This window comes from Streptomyces sp. NRRL B-3229 (assembly GCF_000719505.1).
Classification (GTDB): Bacteria; Actinomycetota; Actinomycetes; order Streptomycetales; family Streptomycetaceae; genus Streptomyces; species Streptomyces griseorubiginosus.
Map to the genome: position 1 here is coordinate 118,853 of NZ_JOGP01000009.1, position 22,604 is coordinate 141,456.

The 22,604-nt window shown below is 72.2% G+C and carries 19 protein-coding genes and 1 tRNA gene; 9 read left to right on the plus strand and 11 right to left on the minus strand.

Annotated elements, in window-relative coordinates; translation table 11 throughout:
• Positions 1-100: 100 nt before the first annotated feature.
• Entirely contained in the window at positions 101-2,509 is a 2,409-nt protein-coding gene (locus IF54_RS0116950) for an FxsB family cyclophane-forming radical SAM/SPASM peptide maturase (RefSeq protein WP_030319351.1), read from the minus strand.
• Between the two features lie 37 nt (positions 2,510-2,546).
• Entirely contained in the window at positions 2,547-2,738 is a 192-nt protein-coding gene (locus IF54_RS0116955; protein WP_030319353.1) for a hypothetical protein, read from the minus strand.
• A 467-nt stretch (positions 2,739-3,205) separates the two neighbouring features.
• On the opposite strand from IF54_RS0116955, the gene IF54_RS0116960 reads away from it, so the two are divergent.
• Complete coding sequence (locus IF54_RS0116960; RefSeq protein WP_030319356.1) at positions 3,206-4,090, plus strand: triphosphoribosyl-dephospho-CoA synthase; 885 nt, start codon at positions 3,206-3,208, stop codon at positions 4,088-4,090.
• Here the strand turns inward: IF54_RS0116960 and IF54_RS0116965 are convergent.
• From IF54_RS0116965 to IF54_RS0116980, 4 genes are all read right to left on the minus strand, one after another.
• Positions 4,065-5,294, minus strand: a complete 1,230-nt coding sequence (locus IF54_RS0116965; protein ID WP_037820097.1) for an MFS transporter — start codon at positions 5,292-5,294, stop codon at positions 4,065-4,067. The genes IF54_RS0116960 and IF54_RS0116965 overlap by 26 nt on opposite strands.
• Before the next feature lie 52 nt (positions 5,295-5,346).
• Positions 5,347-6,759 (minus strand): PLP-dependent aminotransferase family protein, encoded by a 1,413-nt coding sequence (locus IF54_RS0116970; protein WP_030319360.1) that lies wholly within the window; start codon positions 6,757-6,759, stop codon positions 5,347-5,349.
• Positions 6,760-6,821: 62 nt separating this feature from the next.
• Positions 6,822-8,288: an aminopeptidase P family protein gene (locus tag IF54_RS0116975; protein ID WP_030319362.1), complete on the minus strand. Its 1,467-nt coding sequence runs from the start codon at positions 8,286-8,288 to the stop codon at positions 6,822-6,824.
• Between the two features lie 83 nt (positions 8,289-8,371).
• Positions 8,372-9,883, minus strand: a complete 1,512-nt coding sequence (locus tag IF54_RS0116980) for a PP2C family protein-serine/threonine phosphatase (protein WP_199821217.1) — start codon at positions 9,881-9,883, stop codon at positions 8,372-8,374.
• A gap of 455 nt (positions 9,884-10,338) precedes the next feature.
• Between IF54_RS0116980 and IF54_RS0116985 the strand changes: the two genes are divergently transcribed.
• Together IF54_RS0116985 and IF54_RS0116990 are read left to right on the plus strand one after the other, a co-directional pair.
• Complete coding sequence (locus IF54_RS0116985) at positions 10,339-11,004, plus strand: bifunctional DNA primase/polymerase (RefSeq protein WP_030319368.1); 666 nt, start codon at positions 10,339-10,341, stop codon at positions 11,002-11,004.
• Positions 11,005-11,059: 55 nt separating this feature from the next.
• On the plus strand, positions 11,060-11,722 hold the full coding sequence (locus IF54_RS0116990) for a hypothetical protein (RefSeq protein WP_030319370.1): 663 nt from the start codon (positions 11,060-11,062) through the stop codon (positions 11,720-11,722).
• A 244-nt stretch (positions 11,723-11,966) separates the two neighbouring features.
• Here the strand turns inward: IF54_RS0116990 and IF54_RS0116995 are convergent, their stop codons facing one another.
• The 3 genes from IF54_RS0116995 to IF54_RS0117005 all read right to left on the minus strand — a co-directional run bounded on the left by IF54_RS0116995 (position 11,967) and on the right by IF54_RS0117005 (position 14,643).
• A complete protein-coding gene (locus tag IF54_RS0116995; protein ID WP_030319372.1) occupies positions 11,967-12,956 on the minus strand; it encodes a DUF5926 family protein in 990 nt (329 codons plus the stop codon).
• A 162-nt stretch (positions 12,957-13,118) separates the two neighbouring features.
• Positions 13,119-13,757, minus strand: a complete 639-nt coding sequence (locus IF54_RS39630; protein WP_037820099.1) for an ATP-binding protein — start codon at positions 13,755-13,757, stop codon at positions 13,119-13,121.
• Between the two features lie 58 nt (positions 13,758-13,815).
• Positions 13,816-14,643 carry a glycerophosphodiester phosphodiesterase gene (locus IF54_RS0117005; protein WP_030319378.1) on the minus strand — a complete coding sequence of 276 codons (828 nt, stop codon included), beginning with the start codon at positions 14,641-14,643 and terminating at the stop codon, positions 13,816-13,818.
• A 257-nt stretch (positions 14,644-14,900) separates the two neighbouring features.
• On the opposite strand from IF54_RS0117005, the gene IF54_RS0117010 reads away from it, so the two are divergent.
• Together IF54_RS0117010 and IF54_RS0117015 are read left to right on the plus strand one after the other, a co-directional pair.
• A complete protein-coding gene (locus tag IF54_RS0117010; protein WP_030319379.1) occupies positions 14,901-16,478 on the plus strand; it encodes a S1C family serine protease in 1,578 nt (525 codons plus the stop codon).
• Between the two features lie 58 nt (positions 16,479-16,536).
• Positions 16,537-16,621: transfer RNA gene (locus tag IF54_RS0117015), tRNA-Ser, on the plus strand.
• A 66-nt stretch (positions 16,622-16,687) separates the two neighbouring features.
• Here the strand turns inward: IF54_RS0117015 and IF54_RS0117020 are convergent.
• Entirely contained in the window at positions 16,688-17,008 is a 321-nt protein-coding gene (locus tag IF54_RS0117020; RefSeq protein ID WP_030319380.1) for a hypothetical protein, read from the minus strand.
• A gap of 128 nt (positions 17,009-17,136) precedes the next feature.
• On the opposite strand from IF54_RS0117020, the gene IF54_RS0117025 reads away from it, so the two are divergent.
• Both IF54_RS0117025 and IF54_RS0117030 read left to right on the plus strand, forming a co-directional pair.
• The gene (locus IF54_RS0117025) at positions 17,137-17,427 is read left to right on the plus strand and encodes a hypothetical protein (protein WP_030319382.1); all 291 of its coding nucleotides are present in this window, start codon (positions 17,137-17,139) and stop codon (positions 17,425-17,427) included.
• Between the two features lie 168 nt (positions 17,428-17,595).
• A complete protein-coding gene (locus IF54_RS0117030) occupies positions 17,596-18,096 on the plus strand; it encodes a hypothetical protein (protein ID WP_037820138.1) in 501 nt (166 codons plus the stop codon).
• Between the two features lie 121 nt (positions 18,097-18,217).
• On the opposite strand, the gene IF54_RS0117035 is transcribed toward IF54_RS0117030, so the two are convergent.
• Positions 18,218-19,153: a DUF4231 domain-containing protein gene (locus IF54_RS0117035; protein WP_030319390.1), complete on the minus strand. Its 936-nt coding sequence runs from the start codon at positions 19,151-19,153 to the stop codon at positions 18,218-18,220.
• A gap of 622 nt (positions 19,154-19,775) precedes the next feature.
• On the opposite strand from IF54_RS0117035, the gene IF54_RS0117040 reads away from it, so the two are divergent.
• Together IF54_RS0117040 and IF54_RS0117045 are read left to right on the plus strand one after the other, a co-directional pair.
• Positions 19,776-20,900 (plus strand): FxsB family cyclophane-forming radical SAM/SPASM peptide maturase, encoded by a 1,125-nt coding sequence (locus tag IF54_RS0117040; protein WP_234438995.1) that lies wholly within the window; start codon positions 19,776-19,778, stop codon positions 20,898-20,900.
• Positions 20,897-22,393 carry an HEXXH motif domain-containing protein gene (locus IF54_RS0117045; RefSeq protein ID WP_030319395.1) on the plus strand — a complete coding sequence of 499 codons (1,497 nt, stop codon included), beginning with the start codon at positions 20,897-20,899 and terminating at the stop codon, positions 22,391-22,393. Before IF54_RS0117040 ends, IF54_RS0117045 begins: the two co-directional genes overlap by 4 nt.
• Positions 22,394-22,604 lie beyond the last annotated feature (211 nt).

The following is a 22,604-nucleotide window of genomic DNA, read 5'->3' on the forward strand; positions in this document are numbered from 1 at the left end:
CGCCACCGTGCCGGCCCCGCCCCGGGAGACGTACGCCTGCATCCGAGCCCACCCGCACAACGGAAGCCGACGGGACCGGTCCGCCGGATGTGATACGGCGTCAATCCAGCCCGGTGGTACGGACCTTGTGGTCCGCCGCGGTGCGCCGCGCACTGAGCAGCGCGTCGGCGTCCACCGGTTCGGTCAGCCGGTTCGCGACGGTCTCCCCCATGGCCGCGACGAAGCGCATGCCCAGGTCGGTCAGGGCGCCGGAGCCGATCAGCGTGTCCACCGCCTCCGCGGTCTGCTCCCGCCACCGGGCGAACCGGACCTCGGCGTCCCGTGCCTCGGCGCCCGGCGCGGTCCGTCGGCGGGCACGCCAGTAGTCGACGACGGCGATATGCGCGTACGTCCCCTGGAGCAGCCCTTCCAGCGGGCGCGGATCGGGGCGCCAGGGGGCGTAGAACAGCCGCTCACAGGTGGGGTCGTAGAGGTCCGCGACATCGAGTACGGCGCCCAGCTTGACGTGCTGGAACTCGTGGACCAGCAGACACGCCAGGGTCTGGGGCGTGCCCGGCCGGGCGATGCCGACCGCGCCGAAGGCGTCCCTGGCCGCCGAGCTGATGTCCGCGCCCCCGGTGGACTCCCGCAGCGGGGTGACGACGCTCAGCCCCGCCGCGAGTCCGGGTGCGTAGGCGGGAAGTTCACGACGGATCCACTCCCACGCCGCGGCGAGGTCCCGGTGCCAACTCCCGGCCGCCTCCGTGGACAGCCGGCCCCGTACCGGGTAACCGTGGGCGTCCCGCCAGGGGTCGGTGTCCTCCAGGGCGACGGCCCAGCCCGGCAGTTCGAAGCGGTGCCGGGCCCACCAGGCGGGATCCGCGGCGGACTTGAGGCCCACGGTGTGCTCGCGCCCTTCGACCCGGACGTGGAAGCTCTCGTCGGAGACGCTGGTGACCCGTGCCTCCGTCGCCTCGCCCACGACCAGTGCGCCCAGGGTGGGCAGCCGCAGCACCCCGAGGTGGGTCGGTACGGTCACGCCGCCCGCCTGCCCGGACCGCAGCAGTGCGGCCGCGGCGAGCTCCGCCACCCCGCGCATCGCGATCGGCCCGGCCTCCCCGTCGCCGCGGAGCACGCGCTGGGCCCAGGGGCGCAGATAGGGGTGGGCCAGGACCGCGTCCACCGACTCGGGGGCCTCGGCGTCGAGGACCGCGAGGGTCTCCCAGGCGGCCGTACCGGTCTCGTCGTGCGGGCTCTCGTGCCAGACGGCGCCGAGGAGTTCGCGGTTGACGGTGAGTTCGTGCCGGGCCAGCCGCTCGACCGCGTCGGCGCCGCCGAACCCGGCGGCGATCTCGGCCAGGTGCACGTCGTCCAGGGGGAGGTGGGGCATCGGTGTCCTCCGGTCTTCCCGGTCGCGGATCCCGGTGATGAGCTGTTTCAGATCGGCGCAGTACACGGACGGGTTCATGAACCCTCCGGAGCCGCCCTCGGAGCGGTAGCGGTGCGCGTACAGCCCTCCCCCGCACGAGCGGACCACGGGACAGTCCCGGCAGGTCTCGCAGAGCCCGTCCAGCCCCTGCTGCCGGGCCGTGATGCCGGGGTGCGCGGCCATCTCGTCCAGGGAGTTGACGGCCACGTGCAGACCGGTGCCGGGTGCTCCTTCGTACGCGGTCTTCAGTGAGTCGGCCTGCTCCAGGGCGCCGTCGGTCTCGATGACCGCGAGTTCCACCGGGGCCAGTCCGAGGGACTCGGTGAGACTGCTCGCCCCGCGCAGGGTGCGCAGCACGGAGTCCAGGACCCGCACCCCCATGGGCCGGCCCGCGGCCGTCCAGCGGTCGTGGACACGCAGCAGCCAGTCGCCGTACGGCGTGGCCGAGGTGCCGGCGTCGGGGCGGGGAGGGGGCTCGTCCCAGGTGGCGTGGGGGAGCAGGAAGTCGATGCGGGGCGGGGCGAGTTCGGCGAGGGCGTCGTACACGGTGACGGGGTCGTTGCGCAGGTCGACCGTGCAGAGCAGGCCGGCGAAGAGGTGCCGGTAGCGAGGGCCGCTCAGCAGTTCGATCGCGCGCAGCACCCGGGTGTGGCTGCTGCGGCCGTTGCGATAGCGGCGGTGCAGGTCGTTGGCGGCGCGGTCGCCGTCGAGCGAGACACCCACCTTGATGTCGTACTCCGCGAACAGTTCGCAGAACTGCTCGTCGAGGGTGACGCCGTTGGTGTGGATGCGCAGATCGAGGGCGCTGACGCCGGACAGGGCGGTGGACAAGTTCTGCGCGGCCCGGCGGAGCCTGTTCCGGCCGGCGAGGAGGGGCTCCCCGCCGTGCAGGACGACGTGAACGGTGTCGAGCCGGTGGGTGCGGGCGTGTTCGGCGATGCGCCGGGCGGTGAGGTCCAGCAGTTCGTCCGAGATCACGACGGGCCTGCCTCGCCAGCTCTGGTCCGCGTGCTCGAAGACGTAGCAGTGGTCGCAGGCGAGATCGCAGCGGCTGTGCATCTTCAGCACGAACTGGCTCAGGGGGTGCGGCGAGGAGTCCATCAGCGCACAGCGCGTTTCCTGCCCGAGGGGGCAGGGGTCAGACGGCCGACTGGAACGCCGCCACCGAGACCTTGGCGGGCCCGCGGTCCGGGGTGCCGTGCGAGACGACACGGGTGAGGGCACCGGAGGTGAGGCCGTCCGCGCGGGCTGCGAGTCGCACCAGAGGGATCCGCTCCCCGGGCGTGGACTGCTTTCCAGGCTCGTCGGCCGTGGTGGTGGGCGTGTTCATGGACGAACCTCGATCTTCCGTGTGCCCGCTGGTCGGTCCACGTAGGGCGATTATTACGGACAACCGAAGCGCATCGCGCGCTGACACGCTCCGGGTGAACGACCCCGGAGCGGGTGTCGCAGGGCAGATATAAAACCACACGCCAACCCAACTGCGTTCCCCCGTAGGCGAGTTGTGAACATGTCAGTGCCCGTTGTCGGCTGCACCGCCATAAGGGGGTCTGAGCGGCGGCGACGCACCCACGGGCGTGTTGGTAGTTGAAGGCAAAGCAGGCCCACGCGGTTCCGCCCCCCGGGATCTGTTGCGAAGATTTTACTCCGTTCGGGCGTTTGAGGAACGGCGGAGCCAGCATGTATTTCACCCGGACGACGGAAAGCCGCGCGCCCCCCCGCACTGCTGCCGGAACTCTCAGCCCCCGCACAGCCTCCACCCATGTCCCTGACGGACACCGTTCCTACGGTGCGGCCATGAGCAGCCCTGAGGACGAGGCCCTGGCGCTGGCCGCCGTGGACGCGCTGACCGGCCAGCTGGCCCTGGCTCCCAAGCCGGGCCTGCCCGACCCGCGTGACCTCGGCGCCCGTCGCACCCGCAAAGACCACGGTTCGCTGCGCTGGTCGGCCAGGGCGCTCACGCCCGGTCTCGCGGCGATGGCCGCGGCCGCCCGCCGCACCGGCGAACCCACACCCCGGCTCCGCGCGGAACTGGGCGCGATCGGCCGGTCCACCGAGCACTCCGTGGACCTGGCCGGCGGCGGCCACCGCGGTGCTCTGTGGACTCTCGGTCTGCTGGTCGCGGCGGCCGCCCTCGACCCGGCGGCCCGCTCCACGCAGGTGACGGCGGCCGCCAAGAAGATCGCCGCGCACCCCGACAAGCGGGCCCCGCGCCGGGCCTCCCGGGGCTCCTCGGTCTCCGCGAAGTACGGCGCCGCGGGTGCCCGCGGCGAGGCCCGCGCCGGATTCCCGCACGTCCGGCGGGCGCTGGCCGCGCTGGCCACGGCCCGCACCGCGGGCGCCGGTGAGACCGAGGCCCGCCTGGACGCCCTGCTCACCGTCATGTCCACGCTCCAGGACACCGAACTCCTCCACACGGCGGGCCCCGCGGGTCTGCGGCACGTCCAGGCGGGAGCCCGGGGCGTCCTGGAGGCGGGCGGCACCACGACCGACTCCGGCCGCGAGGCCCTGCTCGCCCTCGACGCCGACCTGCACGCACGCGCGTGGAGCCCCCGCGGCAGCGCCGGGCTGCTCGCGGGGGCCCTGTTCATGGACGCCCTGCCGGCGGCGGTCAGTGCACGAGCTATGAGGGCAAGAGCTGTCGGTACAAAAGGGGTCAGTGCACGAACTCGGGCTGCCTGACGTCCGCCGTCACCCGGCCGGCGGCCCGCCGGGTCGCCGGCCCCATCGCGTACGACGCCCCCAGCGTCACCGCTCCCAGCAGCAGCCACCCGGGCGTGCCCCACTCCACCAGCAGCGTGGTGAGCACCAGCGGCCCGAGCGTCCGCGCCACGGTCACCCCGGTCCCGAAGAACCCCTGGTACTCGCCGACCCGCTCGGCCGGAGCCAGGTCGAAGGAGAGCTGCCAGGACCCCGCCGACTGCCCCATCTCCGCCACCACCTGAAGCACGGCCCCCACCACCAGCGCACCCACGGCCACCCACGGCGAGGACCCCGCCGACAGCGCGAACACCGCGCACGCGGCCAGCATGATCCACCCCGACCGCCGCACCGCGCGGGTCGCCGACGCGAGCCCCGACACCCCGCGCGCCATCCGCACCTGGAAGGCCATCACGGCCCCGGTGTTGAGCACGAACAGCGCGGACACCACCCAGGTGGGAGCCGCGGTCCGCTCGGCGATCCACAGCGGGATCCCGAGGCTCAGCAGGGGCATCCGCAGCAGCAGGACGGTGTTCAGCACGGTGATCACGGCGTACGGCCGGTCGCGCAGCACCCCCGCGCCGGGCCGCTTCCCCGAGGGCACCCGGGGTGCCACCGACGGCAGCCGCAGCAACAGCAGCGCGCACACCAGGAAGCTCACAGCGTCGACCGCGAACACCCCGAGGTAGGCCGCCCGGGTGCCGGCGTGCAGCGCCAGCCCGCCCAGGCCCGCGCCCACGGCGAGACCGGCGTTCAGCGTCGCCTGGAGGTGGGCCAGCAGCCCGGTCCGCTCCCCGGCGGACACCAGCCCCGCGAGCAGCGCCTGCCGGGCCGCGGCGAGCCCCGACTGCGCGGAGGCGTAGGCACAGGCCGCCAGGACGAACGGCACGAAGTCCCGCACCACCAGGAAGGACGCCACCGCCAGCCCCGTGGCCAGCGCCAGCAGCACGGCCGTACCGCGTGCCCCGCGCCGGTCCGCGAGCCGCCCGAGCGGCACCCCCACCACCGACCCGACCGCCCAGCCGACGGTCAGCCCGAGTCCCACGCGCGCGGGGGCGAGCCCGACGACATGGGTGAAGTAGAGCGCCGACGTCACGTAGTAGGCGCCGTCACCGACGGAGTTGCTCAACTGGGCCAGGGCCAGCACGCGCTGCGGTCCCGCGGGCGGTACGAGTGAGTGCCTCATGGCTACGACACTAGAAGCGCAGTGGACCGCTCGACAGGCCCAATGACGGCCCTTAGGAGTGGCCCAATTCCAGCACCCGGGCCAGCGCCTCCAGAGCCCGTGGATACGCCCCCTCCCGAGGCGTCCCGTACCCCACGACCAGGCCTTCGCGCGGCCCCACGACCAGGCCTTCGCGCGGCCCCACGACCAGGCCTTCGCGCGGCCCCACGACCAAGCCTTCGCGCGGCCCCCGGGAGTGCCAGTGCTCCCCGAGCGAGCCCACCGCGAGCCCCTCCGCCGCCGCGCGCTCCAGCACCGCCGTCTCGTCCTCGACCTCCACCAGCGCGTGCAGCCCGGCTGCGATCCCCCGTACTCCCCACCGCGCCCCCAGCCGGGACACGAGCAGGTCCCTGCGCCGCCGGTACCGGAGCCGGCCGGCGCGCACATGACGGTCGTAGGCGTGGCTGCGGATCAGCTCGGCGAGGGCCAGCTGCCCGATGGTCTCGGTGCTGTGGTCGCTGTGCAACTTTGCGTCCGCGACCGGGCCGACGAGGTCCGGCGGCAGCACCATCCACCCGAGCCGCAGCCCGGGCCCGAGCGTCTTGGACACCGTCCCCAGACAGACGACCTGCCCCGGCGCCATCCCCTGGAGCGCCCCCACGGGCTGCCGGTCGTACCGGAACTCCCCGTCGTAGTCGTCCTCGACGATCCACGCCCCCCGCGCGCGTGCCCAGTCGGTGAGCGCCCGCCGCCGCGAGGGGTGCAGGGTCACGCCGGTCGGGTACTGGTGCGCGGGCGTCACGACCACGGCCGCGGGATCCCGGAGATCGTCGACGTCGACCCCCAGGTCGTCCACCCGCACCGGCACCACACGCCCGCCCGCGTGCCGTACGACCTCCCGGTGGAAGGGCAGCCCGGGATCCTCCATGGCCACGGCCCCGCCCTCCAGCACCCGCGTGAGCAGCGCCAGCCCCTGCACGGCCCCTGAGGTGACCAGGATCCGTTCGGGGGGAGCGACGATCCCGCGGGCCCGCCCCAGGTACTCCGACAGAGCGGTCCGCAGCTCGATCCGCCCCAGGGGATCGCCGTAGTCGTACGCGGAGACGGGCGCGACGGCGACGGCCCGCCGCACGGCCTTGACCCAGGCGTCGGCGGGGAAGGCACCGACGTCGGGTGCGCCGGGCCGCAGATCGTGCACCGGCGCACGCACGCGTGCAGCGGACTTCGGAGGCGGGGTGTCCAGAGACGGCAGAGAAGCGACCTCGGTACCGGCCCCCTGCCGAGCGGTGAGAAACCCCTCGGCGATCAGCTGGTCATAGGCCGCCTTCACGGTCCCCCGGGAGACCCCCAGTTCCTCAGCGAGCCGCCGGGTGGCGGGCAGCCGGGCTCCGGGAGCCAGACGTCCACCGCGAATGGCGTCGCGCAGGGCCCGTTCGAGCCCAGCACGACGCCCGTCGACGGAGTCGGCATCCAGATGCAGGTCCACTGCAACTCCCTAGGGGCGCGGGGAACTGCGCGACCAGCCACAACGCACCCGCAGCCGGCCCACTACCCCTTCAGACCCGCCATCCACGCCTCAACCTCGTCAGACTGCCGAGGCAGCCCGGAGGACAGGTTCCGGTTGCCTTCCGCGGTCACCAGAATGTCGTCCTCGATCCGCACCCCGATCCCCCGGTACTCCTCGGGCACCGTCAGATCGTCGGCCTGGAAGTACAGCCCGGGCTCGACGGTCAGCACCATCCCCGCCTCGAGCACCCCGTCGACATACGACTCCACCCGCGCGGCAGCGCAGTCGTGGACGTCCATGCCCAGCATGTGCCCGGTCCCGTGCAGCGTCCACCGCCGCTGAAGTCCCAGCTCCAGCACCCGCTCGACGGGCCCTTCGACCAGCCCCCACTCCACGAGCCGCTCCGCGAGCACCCGCTGGGCCGCGTCGTGGAAGTCCCGGTACTTGGCGCCAGGCTTGACGGCCGCGATCCCGGCCTCCTGGGCGTCGTACACCGCGTCGTAGATCTTCTTCTGGATCCCGCTGAAGCGGCCGTTGATCGGCAGGGTCCGCGTGACGTCGGCGGTGTAGTACGTGTGCGTCTCGACGCCGGCGTCCAGGAGCAGCAGCTCACCGGACCGCACGGCCCCGTCGTTGCGCACCCAGTGCAGCGTGCACGCGTGCGGTCCCGCCGCGGCGATCGTGCCGTAGCCGACGTCGTTGCCCTCCACACGCGCGCGGAGGAAGAAGGTGCCCTCGATGTAGCGTTCGGAGGTGGCCTCGGCCTTGTCGAGGACCTTCACCACGTCCTCGAACCCACGGACCGTCGAGTCGACCGCCTTCTGGAGCTCGCCGATCTCGAAGTCGTCCTTGACCAGGCGCGCCTCCGACAGGAAGACCCGCAGCTCCTCGTCCCGCTCGGCGGTGACCTTGTCGGTCAGCACGGCCTCGATCCCGGCGTCGTAGCCGCGTACGACACGGACCGGTCCGGTCGCCTCGCGCAGGGCGTCCGCCAGCTCGCGCACGTCGGAGACGGGGATGCCGTACAGCTTCTCGGACTCGGTCAGCGAGTGCCGGCGTCCGACCCACAGCTCGCCCTGTCCGGAGAGCCAGAACTCGCCGTTCTCGCGGTCGGAGCGCGGCAGCAGGTACAGCGTGGCCCTGTGGCCGCCGGAGACGGGCTCCAGCACGAGCACGCCGTCCTCGGTCTGGTTGCCGGTGAGGTAGGCGTACTCCACGGAGGCCCGGAAGGGGTACTCCGTGTCGTTGGACCGGGTCTTGAGGTTGCCCGCGGGGATCACCAGCCGCTCGCCCGGGAAGCGCGCGGAGAGCGCCGCGCGTCGGGCCTCGGTCTCGGCTGCCTGCGCGATCGGCTCCAGGTCGTGCAGCTCGGTGTCGGCCCAGCCGGTCCGCATGCTCTCGGCCAGCTCGTCGGAGACGCCCGGGTACAGGCCGTTCTTCCGCTTCTTGATCGGCTCTTCGGACTCATCTTCCGGGGTCGCCGGGGTGAGCTCTTCGGCCACGGTCATCCTCCTACGCAACGGCACTGGACCCCCTCCATCGTACGGTCGCACGGAAGGGGGCCCAGGGCCGTAGTGCCTGTTACCAGGAGCTACTCGAAGTGTGCCGCGAGTAGTACGACGTCCTCCTCGGAGTCCGCCTCGTCCAGCCCGTCCGGCAGCACCGTACGCAGTACGTGGTCGGCGACCGCCTCCGGGTCGCGGCGCAGCGCCTTCGGCACCCCGGCCGCCGCCGCGTGCAGCCGGGCGAAGGCGCGGTCGGTGGCGTCGCCGGTGCGGTGCAGCAGCCCGTCGGTGTACAGCAGAACCGTCTCTCCCGGCTCGGCGCTCAGCTCCACGCTGGGTGCCTCCCAGCAGGCGAGCATCCCGAGCGGCGCGGACACCGAGGTCTCCACGAACTCGGTGCGCCGGTCGCCGATCAGGAGCGGCGGGCAGTGCCCGGCACCGGCCAGCGTGAGCTTGCGCAGCCCGGGCTCGCAGTAGGCGAACAGGGCGGTGGCCGAGCGGGCCGGCTCGGTCAGCCGCAGCAGCAGCTCCAGGTCGGACAGGACGGCGACGGGGTCCTCGCCCTCCATCACCGCGTAGGCCCGCAGCGACGCCCTGAGACGGCCCATCGCGGCGATCGCGCTCGCGCCGGAGCCGGTCACCGAACCGACCGCGAGTCCCAGGGCCGCGTCCGGCAGCGGCAGCGCGTCGTACCAGTCGCCGCCGCCGCGCGGTCCGGTGCGGTGCCGGGCGGCGAGCCGTACGCCGGCGACCCGGGGGAGCCGGGACGGCAGCAGCTCCTCCGTCATCGTCGCCATGCACGCGCGCGTGCGCTCGACCTCCAGGAGCCGGGCCAGCTGCTCGGTGGCGTGGCGGACGTACAGACCGACGAGGTGGCGCTGGCGCTCGGAGGGCTCGGCGGGCTCGTCGTAGAGCCAGACGGCGGCGCCGAGGCGGCCGGCGTCGTCGGTGGCGAGGGGGAGCGCGTAGCTGGCGGCGTAGCCGAGACGGGCGGCGACCTCGCGGTGGCGCGGGTCCAGGCCGTCCTCGGCGAGCAGGTCGGGCTGGGCGATCTCGCCGTCGCCGCCCGGCAGCCCGTCGAGGATCCTGCCGTACGACATCGCGCTGCGCGGCACCGTCTCGATGTGCCCGAGGTCGGCGCGGGCGAGGCCGAGGCCGATGGTGGTGTCGGGGCCGAGGCCGTCGTCGGGTTCGAGGACGACGAGTCCGCGGCGGGCGCCGACGAGGGCGGCTCCGGCGCGCAGGAGTTCCTGGAGCGCTTCGGACAGCGCGTCCGTGCGCACGAGGCGCTCGGTCAGTTCGTGGAGGGTGGTGAGGTCGGAGACCCAGCCGGCGAGACGGTCCTGGAGCAGGGCGCCGAGGGCGTTCGGTGAGCCGCCCGAGGGGGCGGCCGGGGCGGCGGGCGCGGGCGCGACAGTGTGTGCGGGCGCGGGAACCGTTGAATCGATTCCAGCCACTTTCGGAGGGTGAGGGGCGTTCATGGCGTCCGGCTTTCCGACCGGTGCGTATTGCTCAAAAGCATCGCAAACCCCCATGTCATTCTGCGCCGCTAGCAGTGTCTCCACATGTACACGCACTCGTAAGGGGATGTCCAGCATTGTCCTGCTGGGATTCCTGGTGTCCACGGGTAACTGGTGGACAGCGGGGCGAAGGGTTAAGTTGGCTCAAAAATGCCTGGGGTTACGGTGTATTGAGGTCGACTGGCCTTGCTCCACAGAGCGTCACAGCGGTCGTGATGGGTACGTACTCGGTAAGGACCAGGGGTGGTGGACGGTCACCCGGAACCTGGTGACCGACCCGGGCGTCTTAGCCACCGACGACCGAGCCCCATCCTCCCGTGGTGGAGGCGGAGAGAAATACGCGCGACGGCAAAACGCCATACTTCGCCACCCCCCGCCACGCCCATGCTTTTGATAGACGACGCAGTATGGGGTTCCCCTTGTCTCGGACAGGGGTGTGATGCGCCAACAGGTACGCACAGTGAAGTGATCGACACATGGTGTGATGTGGTCCTCGGTGTTGCCAGCGGTGCAACGGAAAGGAACGAGCGCTCATGCGCGAGATCCTCGGAAGGCGACGCAGGCTCCTGTCCCAGCGCAGCGACGGAAGGCCTGAATTGCTCAGCGCGGCCCTGACCTTCGCGAAGGAATGGCAGTGGCCCGTACTCCCGGGCGTGGCACCGGACCCGCAGGGCCGGGCCCGCTGCGGCTGCCCCGACCCGGAGTGCACGGTCCCCGGCGCCCACCCCTTCGACCCCGGCCTCCTCGCGGCCACCGCCGACGAGCGCATGGTCCGCTGGTGGTGGACCAACCGCCCGGCCGCGCCGATCATCCTGGCCACCGGCGGCAACGCGCCCTGCGCGGTCAGCCTGCCGGCCCTCCCGGCCTCCCGCGCCCTGGCCGCGCTCGACGCCCAGGGCATGCGCCTGGGCCCGGTGGTCGCCTCGCCGCTGCGCTGGGCGATCCTCGTGAAGCCGTACTCCCTGGAGCAGTTGGGCGAACTGCTCTACGCCCAGGACCACGTCCCTGGCTCCCTGCGCTTCCACGGCGAGGGCGGCTACCTCGCCCTGCCGCCGTCGGAGACCGGGCACGGCGACATCACCTGGGAGCGCGCCCCGCTGCCCGGCTCGGCCTCTCCGTGGGTCCCCGACGTCGAGGCCGTGGTGGACGCGGTGGTCGAGGCCCTCACTCGTACGGGTGTGAGCGCCCCCGAGTTGTAGGCATGTCGGGCGCGGACGCGAGGGACTGCCCGCGCCCGGTCGTTATCGTCCGCCCATGAACCTTCGTCTGCTCGCCCTGTCCGGTGCCGTGCTGGGCGCCGTCGCGCTGCCGCTTGCCGTGGCCTCCGCGGGGCAGGTGGGCGACGGGGGTCGCACGGTCGTACGCGATCTCGTGCGCTCGTCCGCGCCGCCTGCCGCGGTACGGCGGTCTCCTGCCCGGACTTCTGACGTACGGCCCTCCGATGTACAGCCTTCCGATGCAGGGCCTTCTGATGCAGGGCTGTCTGCCGGACGGCCTTCCGTGGAGGACGACCACAAGGCGCCGCTCGCCGGCGCGGACCGCTCTCCGCTGCTCCTCGGCCTGGGCCTGGCCACCGCCGCCCGCTGCGGTCCCGAACTGAGTTCCCCCGAGGGCATCGAGGCGCAGACCTGTGTGCTCACGCAGGGCGAGGAGACCTGGGCGCGGACCTACTACCGCAACGCGACCGGCACGGCCCTGGACGCCGTGCTCAGCCTCATGGGACCCGGCGCGCACACGGTGCAGATGCACTGCGTGGTCGGTACCGGGGACGAGCCGGACAGCTGCGAGACGCCCAGGGAGCGGACCGAGGGGGCACCGGGCGACTACACGGCCGTCGCGGAGTTCGCCGCCCGGCGGGGCAGTGGACCGCTGCTGCTGCGGGTCGGCAGCAACTCCGAGGAAGTCACGGGCAGTTGACACGCGGCGTCGTTCCGTAAAGAGGCCCGGACACAGAAAGACCCGGTTGCTGGCGACGGGGGATGCACCAGCAACCGGGCTATTGGAACGGTAACAAGAGATCGGCTGTTCGCAAATTCGACCGCGGCGCTCCGTGGCTGATTCGGACACCGATTCGCCATCTTCCGGGGGGAGTTGTGAAGAGGGCCGGTCGCCGCGCGGAGAACGGGTGCGGCTGACCGACCGGTCAGCCGCACCCGTTGTGTCAACTCAGCGTGACCTGGCGGTTGGTGAGGCCGCCGCGGGCCCGGCGCTCGTCGGCGGTCAGCGGAGCGTCCACGGCCAGGGCGCCCGCGAGCCGCTCGGCGAACTCGGCGGCCGGCTTCTCCACGTCGTCCGCGGTGACCCCGCTCGGCAGGTCCCAGACCGGGACGGTGAGGCCGTGAGCACGGAAGGAACCGACGAGTCGCGTGCCCTCGCCGAGACTGGAGCGGCCGGCCGCGTGCAGCCGCGCCAGCGCGTCCAGAAGCTGCTCCTCGGGGTGCGGCATGACCCAGCGCAGGTGGTTCTTGTCCGGGGTCTCGCACCAGTAGGCGGCATCGACGCCGGTCAGCCGGACGGTCGGGATGGCCGCGGCGTTGGCGCGCTCCAGGGAGGCGGTCACCTCGGGCGTGGCGTTCTCCGCGTCCGGGACCCAGAACTCGAAGCCCTCGTGCACAACTGGCTCGAAGGCGCCTTCGGGGTCGAGCAGTTCCTGGAGCCGGGGACCGTCGGCGGGGGCCCGGCGGCCCTCCACCGGAGTGCCGGGTGCCGCTTCCAGGGCCCGCCGGAGGGTGTCGGCCAGGTCGCGGCTGATGTCGCCGGAGGCCGTGTCGTTCTGGAGGCCCAGCAGGACCGAGCCGTCGTCGCGGCGCAGGGCGGGCCAGGCCATCGGCAGCACCGTGGCGAGGGTGACCGAGGGTACGCCCTCGGGGAGGCCGTCCTTCAGGGTCAGCTCGACGGTGGCGGCGGGGACCAGCTCGCGCAGGGCCACCCAGTCGCCCTCACCCGGGAGCCCCTCGAACGGACGGTGCACCAGCTCGGTGGCGGCCTGCGCGGCCGCCCGGCCGTGGCATGCCTTGTAGCGGCGACCGCTGCCGCAGGGGCAGGGTTCGCGGGCGCCGACGACCGGAATCTCACCATCAGCGCCTACGGCGCGGGCGCCCTCCGTGATCTGCGGGCGCTTGGCCTTCGTCTGGGGTCGCTTCTTGGCCATCGTGGCTGTCTCCCGGTTACGGCTCGTCTCGTACGGGCGCGAGCCTAGCCGTTCGTGACTTGGCCGACGGGAGCCTGTGGACAACCCGGGTGTCAGGCGGATGGGCCACCCGCACGCCCGGGGCGGTTCGTCGCGGTCGGGGTCACCTGAGTCGGGCCCGTATCAGTCGGGATCGTCGAACGCGTCCATGAAGCCCAGGTCGGACATCGCGGACACCGCCGGTGCCGTGACCCGGGAGGCGAAGTCGTCGCGCCTGCGCCCCGCGTCCGGATCGTGCACGTCCGCGTGGACGATCACCCAGACCGTGACCTCGCCCCGGGCGTCGTCCCGGACGCCCCAGTCGTCGGCCAGCGCGGTGATGATGTTCAGCCCTCGGCCGCCGTGCGCGGTGACCGAGGGCGTCGCCGGAGCCGGGCGAGTGGGCCCACCGCCGTCCGTCACCTCGACCGTAAGTCTGCCGGAACCGTCCACACGCCAGGCGGCACGGACGTCACCGTCCCCGGCCAGAGCATCGCCCAGCGGCCGGCCGTGCTTGCACGCATTGCTCAAGAGCTCGGAAAGAATCAGTACGGCGTCGTCGATGACCGATTCCGCCACGCCACCGCTGCGCAGCTGCCCGCGCATCCGGTGTCTCGCTTTCCCCACGCCCGCAGGGCCATGGGGTACGGCCATGCTCGACGACGTGGGCACCTCCTGTGCCACCACCAACGCCACCCCCGAGACCTCCTTCGCCCCACGCCACGGTGTGGATGCCCCATTGGCCTGTACCGGAAACCGGCCAATCACGTTCCGCCGACGCATTCGGAACGGTCGAACACGTACCGAACGCGCCGGGGCACACCCTGTGACGGAGACGACGTCAGCGGCCCAGTCGGTCGAGCACCGCGCGCGGGCGGTTGGTGATGATGGCGTCGACGCCGAGCTCCACGCAGAGGTCCACGTCCTCGGGCTCGTTGACGGTCCACACATGCACCTGGTGGCCCGCTCGCTTGAGGCGCTCGATGTAACCGGGATGGTTGCGCATGATCCGGATCGAGGGCCCGGCGATGCGCACCCCGGCGGGCAGCCGGCCGTCCCGCAGCCGGGGCGAGACGAACTGGAGCAGATAGACGGTCGGCAGAGTCGGCGAGGCGGCCCGCACGCGGTGCAGCGAACGCGCCGAGAAGCTCATGACCCTGATCGGGGACTCGGCGGCCGAGGCGGGCGCGTCCAGACCGAACCGCTTCAGCAGCACCAGCAGCCGCTCCTCCACCTGTCCGGCCCAGCGCGTCGGGTGCTTGGTCTCGATGGCCAGCTCCACGCGGCGCCCGGCGTCCGCGACGAGTTCGAGGAGCCGCTCCAGGGTCAGGACGGAGGTGTCCTCCCGGTCCTCGGGCCGGTAGACCCAGTCCGGCTCCTCGTCGCGGGTGCGCCAGAACTCCCGCGTCCGGCGGGAGGCGAAGTCCAGGGTGGCGAGCTCGGCGAGCTCCAGCGCCGAGACCGCTCCGCGGCCGTTGGACGTACGGTTGACCCGTCGGTCGTGGACACAGACGAGATGTCCGTCCGCGGTGAGACGTACATCGCATTCGAGGGCGTCGGCGCCGTCCTCGATCGCCTTCCGGTAGGCGGCGAGGGTGTGCTCGGGAGCGTCTTCCGAGGCTCCGCGGTGGGCGACGACTTGAGTCAGCTGCTGCCGTGCGTGGGTCACCGCGTCATGGTGCCACCGCACAGGGGTACGCGTGCGAACGGAGGCATATGTATTGCGCCTCATTTGTCTTACATGGCCTATATAAAGAGCAGCCGCGGACCCACAGGCACCGCTTATGGTGCCCTGACGGCCCGTGGGAAAAGCTGACCGCATACAAAAGGACATGCACAGCTGACGCACGCCGGGCACCGAGCGGCACTGGCCGAGCGTGACCGAGTGCGACCGACAGAGACAGCCGTGGACCGAGGAGAGAAGCTGTGAGCACCGAGAACGAGGGCACCGCGGTACCCCCGGCCCCGTCCGCACCCCCCGTGCCGGTGGACGCTCCCGCGGCTTCGGCACCCCAGACCTCCGGCGCGGGCGCTCCGACCACCCCGATTCCGCCGGTGCCGCCGACCACCCCGGGCGGCGCGCAGGGACCGGAACTGGTGCACGCCGGGCCGGCCCCGTCGTACGCCTCCGCGGAGGGCGGTGCCCCGCAGCCTCCGGCGCCCCAGGGTGCGGGTGCTGCCCCGGACAGCGGCTGGCCGCCGCCGCAGGTGCCCGACAACCCGTCTTACGGCAGTGGTGCGGAGGGCGCCGGTAGCCCGGGCGGGTACGACGCTCCCGGTGGAGCCGGCGCGGGTGGCTACGACGCCCCCGGTGGAGCCGGTGCCGGCGGCGCCGGTCCGACCGGTGTCTGGGGCGCGGGCTACCAGCAGCCGGCGCCGAAGCCGAAGAACGGCCGCGGCGGTCTCGTCGCCGCGATGCTGGTGGCCGCGCTGGTCGCCGGAGGAATCGGCGGCGGGCTCGGCTACACCCTGGCCAAGGACAACGACAACGGCTCCTCGACGACCGTCTCCGCCTCGGACAGCGGCGGCAGCGTCAAGCGGGACGCGGGGACCGTGGCGGGTGTGGCGCAGCGGGCGCTGCCGAGCACGGTCACCATCGAGGCCGAGTCCACCAACGGCGAGGGCGGCACCGGAACCGGCTTCGTCTTCGACAAGCAGGGCCACATCGTCACCAACAACCACGTGGTGGCCGACGCGGTCGACGGCGGCAAGCTCTCGGCGACCTTCCCCGACGGCAAGAAGTACGACGCCGAGGTGGTCGGGCACGCGCAGGGCTACGACGTGGCGGTGATCAAGCTCAAGAACGCGCCGAACGATCTCAGGCCGCTCACCCTCGGCAACTCCGACCAGGTGGCGGTCGGCGACTCCACGATCGCGATCGGCGCCCCCTTCGGTCTGTCGAACACGGTCACGACCGGCATCATCAGCGCGAAGAACCGCCCGGTGGCGTCCAGCGACGGAAGCGGCTCGAACGCGTCCTACATGAGCGCGCTCCAGACCGACGCGTCGATCAACCCGGGCAACTCCGGCGGCCCCCTCCTCGACGCCCAGGGCAACGTGATCGGGATCAACTCCGCGATCCAGTCCACCGGCAGCGGCGGCCTCGGCGGCACCAGCCAGTCCGGCTCGATCGGCCTCGGTTTCGCCATCCCGATCAACCAGGCCAAGTACGTGGCCCAGCAGCTGATCCAGACCGGCAAGCCCGTCTACGCCAAGATCGGCGCGTCCGTCTCGCTGGAGGACTCCTCGGGCGGCGCGAAGATCACCACCGAGGGCGCGGGGGGCTCCGCCCCGGTCGAGACGGGCGGTCCGGCGGCCAAGGCCGGCCTCAAGCCGGGTGACGTCATCACCAAGCTCGACGACTCGGTCATCGACTCCGGGCCCACCCTGATCGGCGAGATCTGGACCCACAAGCCCGGTGACCAGGTCAAGATCACGTACGAGCGCGACGGCAAGACCCACACGGTCACCCTGACCCTGGGCTCCCGCACGGGCGACAGCTGACCCGCGGGCGCGGCCCAACGGTTACTCTTGTCCCCGCGCCGAGATCACCGCGGCGCGGGGTGGGTTGCCCGAGCGGCCTAAGGGAACGGTCTTGAAAACCGTCGTGGCGCGAGTCACCGTGGGTTCAAATCCCACACCCACCGCGTAGCAGTTCCAGGTCAGAAGGGGTGCCACTCTCCGGAGCGGCACCCCTTCCGCATGACCATGTCTCACGGCTTCGCCGTCAGGTCGGCGGCGGTGTCGGGAAGCTCGTCGTCGTGGGTGTCGGCTATGAGTTCGGCGAGGGTGAAGTGGGCCTCGTAGTGCGACCATCGGCTTTCGACGCGCACGACGTAGCTGCGGTCGGACACGCGGAAGACCCGTCTCCTCTCTCGACGGCGCCCGGCTTCGGTGAGGGCCCCTGCCGTGGTGCCGATGATCCGCAGCATCTCCGCAAGGGCCTGGGCTTCGGTCCCTTCCAGCTCCTTGTGGATGCTGTACCGGAACGCCTCCGCCTCACCGGCAGCCTTCACGATGGCCCATCTGGGCATGGTGCTCTCCAGTCTGTGCGCAGTCCCGAGCGTGTGTTCCTACTCCCGGTGTGCAGTTTCGCGTCGTGCCCTTTGCTCTCGCTCTCGCTTTCGGTGTCTGAGGTGTTCTCGCTGCTGTTCTGGCTGGGGTGAACGCCGTGCAGGTCTTCCTCGGGCGTCAGCTCGTCAAGCCTTCGGCCGGCAGACGCCCCCCTCGTCAGCTTCGGGCCGAGTCGGCGGCGGCTTCCGTGGCCATGCTCGGTGGCTCCGTGACGACATTCGGCGTTCTGGCGGGTGGCCTGTGGACTGCCGTGGGTGGGCTCGTGCCGCTGACGGGGTGGATCGTCCTGGCCCTGGTGCGTAGGCACTTCGCTGCTGTTGCCGCCGGAGCCGAAGCTGATGCAGTGGTCGTGGGCACGACGTCGGTGGACCCCGAATGATCGGCCGGCTCGGCAGAACGGCAGGTTGTCCGGGGTGAAGGAAGAGGCGTCCCGTCGGGAGGGCGCCCCTTCACCGCTTCCAGGAGCGACCGTGAAGTGTGGCTTCCGTGGTGGGACTGGGTAGGGAGGAGGGCGTCCCTGACGGTTCTACCGAGGGTGGCGGCGAGCGTGGAGCGTACGACTCGGATCGGAGTCACCGGGCACCGGGACCTCCCCGAGCCGGTGTTGGAGTGCGTCAGCGCGGGGATCCTCGACGAGTTCTCCAGCCAGGGCGCGAGCGGACCCGTCGAGGCGTTCAGTGCCCTCGCCGCCGGGGCCGACCAGCTCTTCGCCGAGCTCGCGCTGCGGGGCGGGATCCCGCTCACGGCGGTCATCCCCGGCACCGGCACCGACTACGAACATCAACTGGGCGGTCCTGCGGTCCGGCTCGCCTTCCGCCGGCTGCTGCTGGCCTGCGCCGACCGCGTCGACCTGCCGGTGGAACGGACCCAGGAGGAGGCGTACGCGGCGGCCGGCCGCTGGATCGTCGACCACACCGACCGACTGGTGGCCGTATGGGACGGTGAGCCGGCGCGGGGAGTGGGCGGCACCGGCGACATCGTGGCGTACGCGAGCCGGGTGGGCGTACCGGTACGGGTGCTGTGGAGACCGGGAGCGCGGCGGCCCTGACGGGGCGGCGGCCGTACCGGTACGGGTGTCGTGGAGACCGGGAGCGCGGCGGCCCTGACGGGGCGGCGGCAGCCGGGCCTACGGGAGTGATCGCAGTCCCCGTGATTACCCCCCCGGCACGTCACCCCCCGAACCGCGCCAGCCAGTCCGTGTGCTGCGGCAGCATCAGATGTTCCGTGTCGGTGACCGCCTGGGGCCAGCGGTCCTCGGCCACGCTCTGGGCCAGGACGGCGCGTTGGGTTTCCAGGCCCTCTCGCACCAGGGCGTGGGCGAAGGAGAGCGGGTGGTGGCGGCGGGTCTCCAGCCAGGCCACGCCGGTGGCGGCCGCGGCGGCGAGCAGGCCGCTCAGGTCCCAGCCGGAGACCAGGCCCGCGCTTCTGGACACCGCCGCGACCAGGGCCAGCAGGGTCAGCAGCGCGGTCAGCGCGGACCACAGGGCGGCGGACCGGCGTGCCTGCACCGCCCGGCCGCCGTACCAGCTGAGCTGGTCGAGGACCCGGTCGCGCAGGTAGATGTCCTTCCGCACGGCGAACGGCTTGTCACGCACCGCCCGCATCGCGCGCGTGATCTGGGGGTGCCGCGGATCGTCCGGCTCGTGCCGACTGGCCGGGTCCCACAGGGTGTGGCGGGAAGACGCCGGAACAGGGCCGGAGTTCGTCCCAAGGACCCGCTCGGGTGCCGGCTCCTGCCACCCTATGCGCCGTAACCCCCGTAAATGCTCCTCCAGTTGCTGGTTGAACAGCCCGTCGGGATCGCGCACCTTCGAGTGGAAGGGACCGCCGTGCACCATGTACTGCCAGGCCAGCGACTTGACGGTCTCCGCGGCATCGCGATGGGCCTGCCAGTGGGCGCGGGCCCGGCGGCGCTGGATGACGACTCCGGTGACCACGGTGAGCCCGTACAGCAGGGCGGACACCGCGGTCAGGACATGGCTGTTGAAGTGGTCGGCCAGGGTGGCGAACACGGTTGCCACGAGGAGCAGGGTCAGCTGGGTCATCGTGGCCCGGAACGCCTCGCTCTGACGGGTCAGCGCCCACTGGTCGTTGGAGCGGAACAACGGCGGAAGATCGTCGTTGCCTATCGTCGCGCGCGGTCCCGGAACCGGCATGCGTCACCTCGCCATGAAGAGGGGAAGACTCATGGTGACTTGGAGTCGTGCGGGTGCCAACACCGCGTTGTCGAGGGGGCTTTGGTGGGCATCATGGCGAGAACCGGCCGCTGGCCGGGGAGCACGGTCCCGGGTTCCTGGCCGCCGGGCGATCAATGTGCTTCCCTGAAGGCAGAACCGCATGACTCCGTCCGCAACTCGATGCGCTCCCGGCCGAGTTGCGGGTCGACGCACGCCCGCAACGACCACATCCACACCACCGTGCCCGGAACAACCGCCGGGTGTGGCGGTACGAGTGAGCACGGGGGGTTCGTGGACAAGCCAGCGACCGATGTGGATCTGGGGATGCCAGACCTGGCCGGACAACTGGAGCGGGACCTCGACGCACCCCTTCCCGCCGGTCCCCTCGGTCAGGTCCTGTGGCAGGTCGTGTACGGCCCTGACGCCCCGGGCGACAGTGCGGCCTCGTTCGACTCGGCCCTGCCGTCCGCCCCCGCGTCGCGCCCGGCACGGAGGCACTCCGGGCCGCAGGAGGTGGCACATGCGGAAGGTGCGGCCTTTACGTGAATGGGTGGTCAAAGTCGCCCAGCACTGCAACCTCGCGTGCGACCACTGCTACGTGTACGAACTCCAGGACTCCAGCTGGCGGCGCAAACCCCGGGTGCTCGCCGAGGAGTCGGTCGTCCCGCTCGCCGAGCGCATAGCGGAGCACGCCCGGACCCATGCCCTGCCGGAGGTCCGGGTCGTTCTGCACGGGGGAGAGCCGCTCCTCGCCGGAAAAGAGCGGATCGAAAACATCGTGTCGGTGTTGACAAACCGGTTACAGGGTGTAGCGGACTGTGATATCTCCGTACAGAGCAATGGAACACTCCTCGATCCTGACTGGCTGGACCTGTTCCGCCGGCACGGAGTGTCGGTGGGGGTCAGCCTCGACGGCGGCCGCGCGGCGAACGACCGCCATCGGCGTTCCAGGAACGGCCGGAGCAGCTACACCGCCGTTCTGAAAGGGCTGGAACTGTTGAGGCGACCGGAGAACAGAGCGCTCTACAGCGGTCTGCTCTGCACGGTGGACCTCGACAACGACCCGGTCGCCGTCTACGAGCAACTCCTCGCCCACCGGCCCCCGATGATCGACTTCCTGCTTCCGCACAGCACCTGGGAACACCCGCCCCCCGGCCGCGACGGCTCGGCGACGCCGTACGCCGACTGGCTGCTGGCCGTCTTCGAGCGCTGGTACTCCGCGCCGGTGCGGGAGACCCGGATCCGTCGTTTCGAGCAGATCATGGAGCGTGCGCTCGGCGCCCAACTCGCCCCCGCGGCACCCGTGCAGCTCACCGTCTCCGATCACATCGTGGTGGAGAGCGACCTCTCCGTGGAACTGCCCGACAACCTCAAAGCGGCCTACGACGGGGCCGCCGCGACCGGGCTGAACCTCCGCGACCACGACTTCGACACCGTGGCCCGGCATCCGAAGGTGGTCGCGGCCCGGGGCGCGGGACCTGACCCCCTGGCCGCGGACTGTGTCGCCTGTCCCGTGGTCCGGCTGTGCGGCGGGGGACTGCGGGCGCACCGCTTCCACCCCCGCAACGGCTTCGACAACCCCAGTGTCTTCTGCGCCGATCTCCGCCTGCTCACCACGCACATCCGGGACCGGGTGGCGGCCGACGTCAGGGAGTGGTTCGGGGAGGCCTCGTGAGCGAACCCGTGGCGCTGCGTCTGACGGCGGAGGATCTCGCGGCCCTGGCCCGGTCCCGTCCCGCCGCCCCCGCCCTGGCGGTGCTCCGCCGGGGCCAGGTCAGCCGGCGTCTGCTGCTTCTGAAGGGCCTGGCCGACGCGGCCCGGCGGACCGTGCCCGAGGCGTGGGCGCGGGACGCGGCCGCCGGCTGGGAGCTGTGCGTGCGGGCGTACCGGGCCGATCCGCGGGCCTTCGAGGGGGTGCTGCTGCACCCGCACGCGGGTGTCTGGCTCAGACGGTGCCTGCGCGCCCTGCACGGCACCGGCCCCGGCACCGACCTGTCCGTCGACCTCGCCCGGCTCGGGACGTTCGGGCATGCCGCCGCGTTGCGCGCCGGTCTGCTGCCCGCGCTGTCCCTTCCGGTGCGGGACGGGACGTTGTGGCTGCCGACGCTGGGCGTGGTCCGGCTGTCCGGCGGAGCGAACAGTGTCCGGCTGGACGGCTGGACCGTGGCCTGGGCGGACCGGACCGTGAGCCTTCGGGAAAGCCGCCGGGAGAACCCCCGTGAGGACACGCAGCGTCCGTTCGCGCCCCGCCGCCTGGTGGTCCCGCCGTCCGCGCCCGCCGCCCCCCGGCTGTCCCTCACGGTGGAGGACGCGGATCCGTACCGGGACGTGTACGGCTTCCCGGTCCAGTCCCGGCAGTCGCCGGCCCGGCTGGCCGCGTGGCAGTCGGCGGTGGAGCGGACCTGGGAGCTGCTGGGCGGGCTGATGCCGGAACGGGCCGCCGACTGCGCCTTTCTGTGGTCCGCCCTGGTGCCGCTGCGCCCCGGACCCCGTGGCCGCGGACGCAGTTCGTCCACCCGTGACGCGTACGGGGCGCTGGCGGCCGCTCCCCAGCGGGACCCCCTGCTGCTGGCCGAGACCGTCCTGCACGAGACCGGTCACCTGGCCCTGGGCTCGCTGACCGATCTGGTCGACCTCACCGACCCCTACGACCGCACGCTCCACCGGGTGGGCTGGCGTCCCGACCCGCGCCCGCTGGCAGGCGTGCTCACCGGCACCCACGCGCACATCGGCCTGCTGGACTTCTGGTCGCGGGCCGCCCAGACGCTGGGAGGCGCCCAGGCCCGGCCGGCCGAGCAGCGGCTGCGGCTGTGCGGCACCCAGGCGGCGGAGGCGCTGCGGGTGCTGCGGCGGAACAGGGCCGCCCTGACCTCCTTGGGCGCCTGCTTCGTCGAGCACATGACCGAGGAGGCCGAGGCGTACGGCTTTCGGGTGGACCGGCGTCCCGTTCACCCGTCCGGTCAAGCCGTTCGCCCGTCCGGTCAAGCCATCCGCCCGTCCGGTCAATCGGGCGTTCACCCGTCCGGTCAAGCCGTTCACCCGTCCGGTGAATCGGGCGTTCGGGGGCTGACACCTTTCCGGGTGGTTCGGACGGCGGCGGAAGACGTCCCTCCGTCGGGTGCCGCCCGGGTGCGGCCGCCGCCCCCGAGGTCGACCCGCAGTGCATAAGCAGCGGTTCCGCCACGAGGGGCGGGATCAGCCTGGTGGTCGGCCGAGCGGAGGAGGGGGAATGGGCGGGACCGGAGGCGCGGTGGGTGGCCGGCGAGGTGTCGAGCGCCGCTTATCGTGCGCGAAAAGCCCGTGTTCGTGCTTCTCCCACATCCGAACAGCAAGCCGATGTGGCGGGGCTGGTGCCGAGGAGGACGGCAGCCGGCCTCCG

Bases quoted from the DNA above. Each gene is read 5' to 3' on its own strand.
- IF54_RS0116950 (WP_030319351.1), bottom strand. From the start codon at position 2,509: ATGGACTCCTCGCCGCACCCCCTGAGCCAGTTCGTGCTGAAGATGCAC.
- IF54_RS0116955 (WP_030319353.1), bottom strand. From the start codon at position 2,738: ATGAACACGCCCACCACCACGGCCGACGAGCCTGGAAAGCAGTCCACG.
- IF54_RS0116960 (WP_030319356.1), top strand. From the start codon at position 3,206: ATGAGCAGCCCTGAGGACGAGGCCCTGGCGCTGGCCGCCGTGGACGCG.
- IF54_RS0116965 (WP_037820097.1), bottom strand. From the start codon at position 5,294: ATGAGGCACTCACTCGTACCGCCCGCGGGACCGCAGCGCGTGCTGGCC.
- IF54_RS0116975 (WP_030319362.1), bottom strand. From the start codon at position 8,288: ATGACCGTGGCCGAAGAGCTCACCCCGGCGACCCCGGAAGATGAGTCC.
- IF54_RS0116980 (WP_199821217.1), bottom strand. From the start codon at position 9,883: ATGCTGGACATCCCCTTACGAGTGCGTGTACATGTGGAGACACTGCTA.
- IF54_RS0116985 (WP_030319368.1), top strand. From the start codon at position 10,339: ATGCGCGAGATCCTCGGAAGGCGACGCAGGCTCCTGTCCCAGCGCAGC.
- IF54_RS0116990 (WP_030319370.1), top strand. From the start codon at position 11,060: ATGAACCTTCGTCTGCTCGCCCTGTCCGGTGCCGTGCTGGGCGCCGTC.
- IF54_RS0116995 (WP_030319372.1), bottom strand. From the start codon at position 12,956: ATGGCCAAGAAGCGACCCCAGACGAAGGCCAAGCGCCCGCAGATCACG.
- IF54_RS39630 (WP_037820099.1), bottom strand. From the start codon at position 13,757: ATGCGTCGGCGGAACGTGATTGGCCGGTTTCCGGTACAGGCCAATGGG.
- IF54_RS0117020 (WP_030319380.1), bottom strand. From the start codon at position 17,008: ATGCCCAGATGGGCCATCGTGAAGGCTGCCGGTGAGGCGGAGGCGTTC.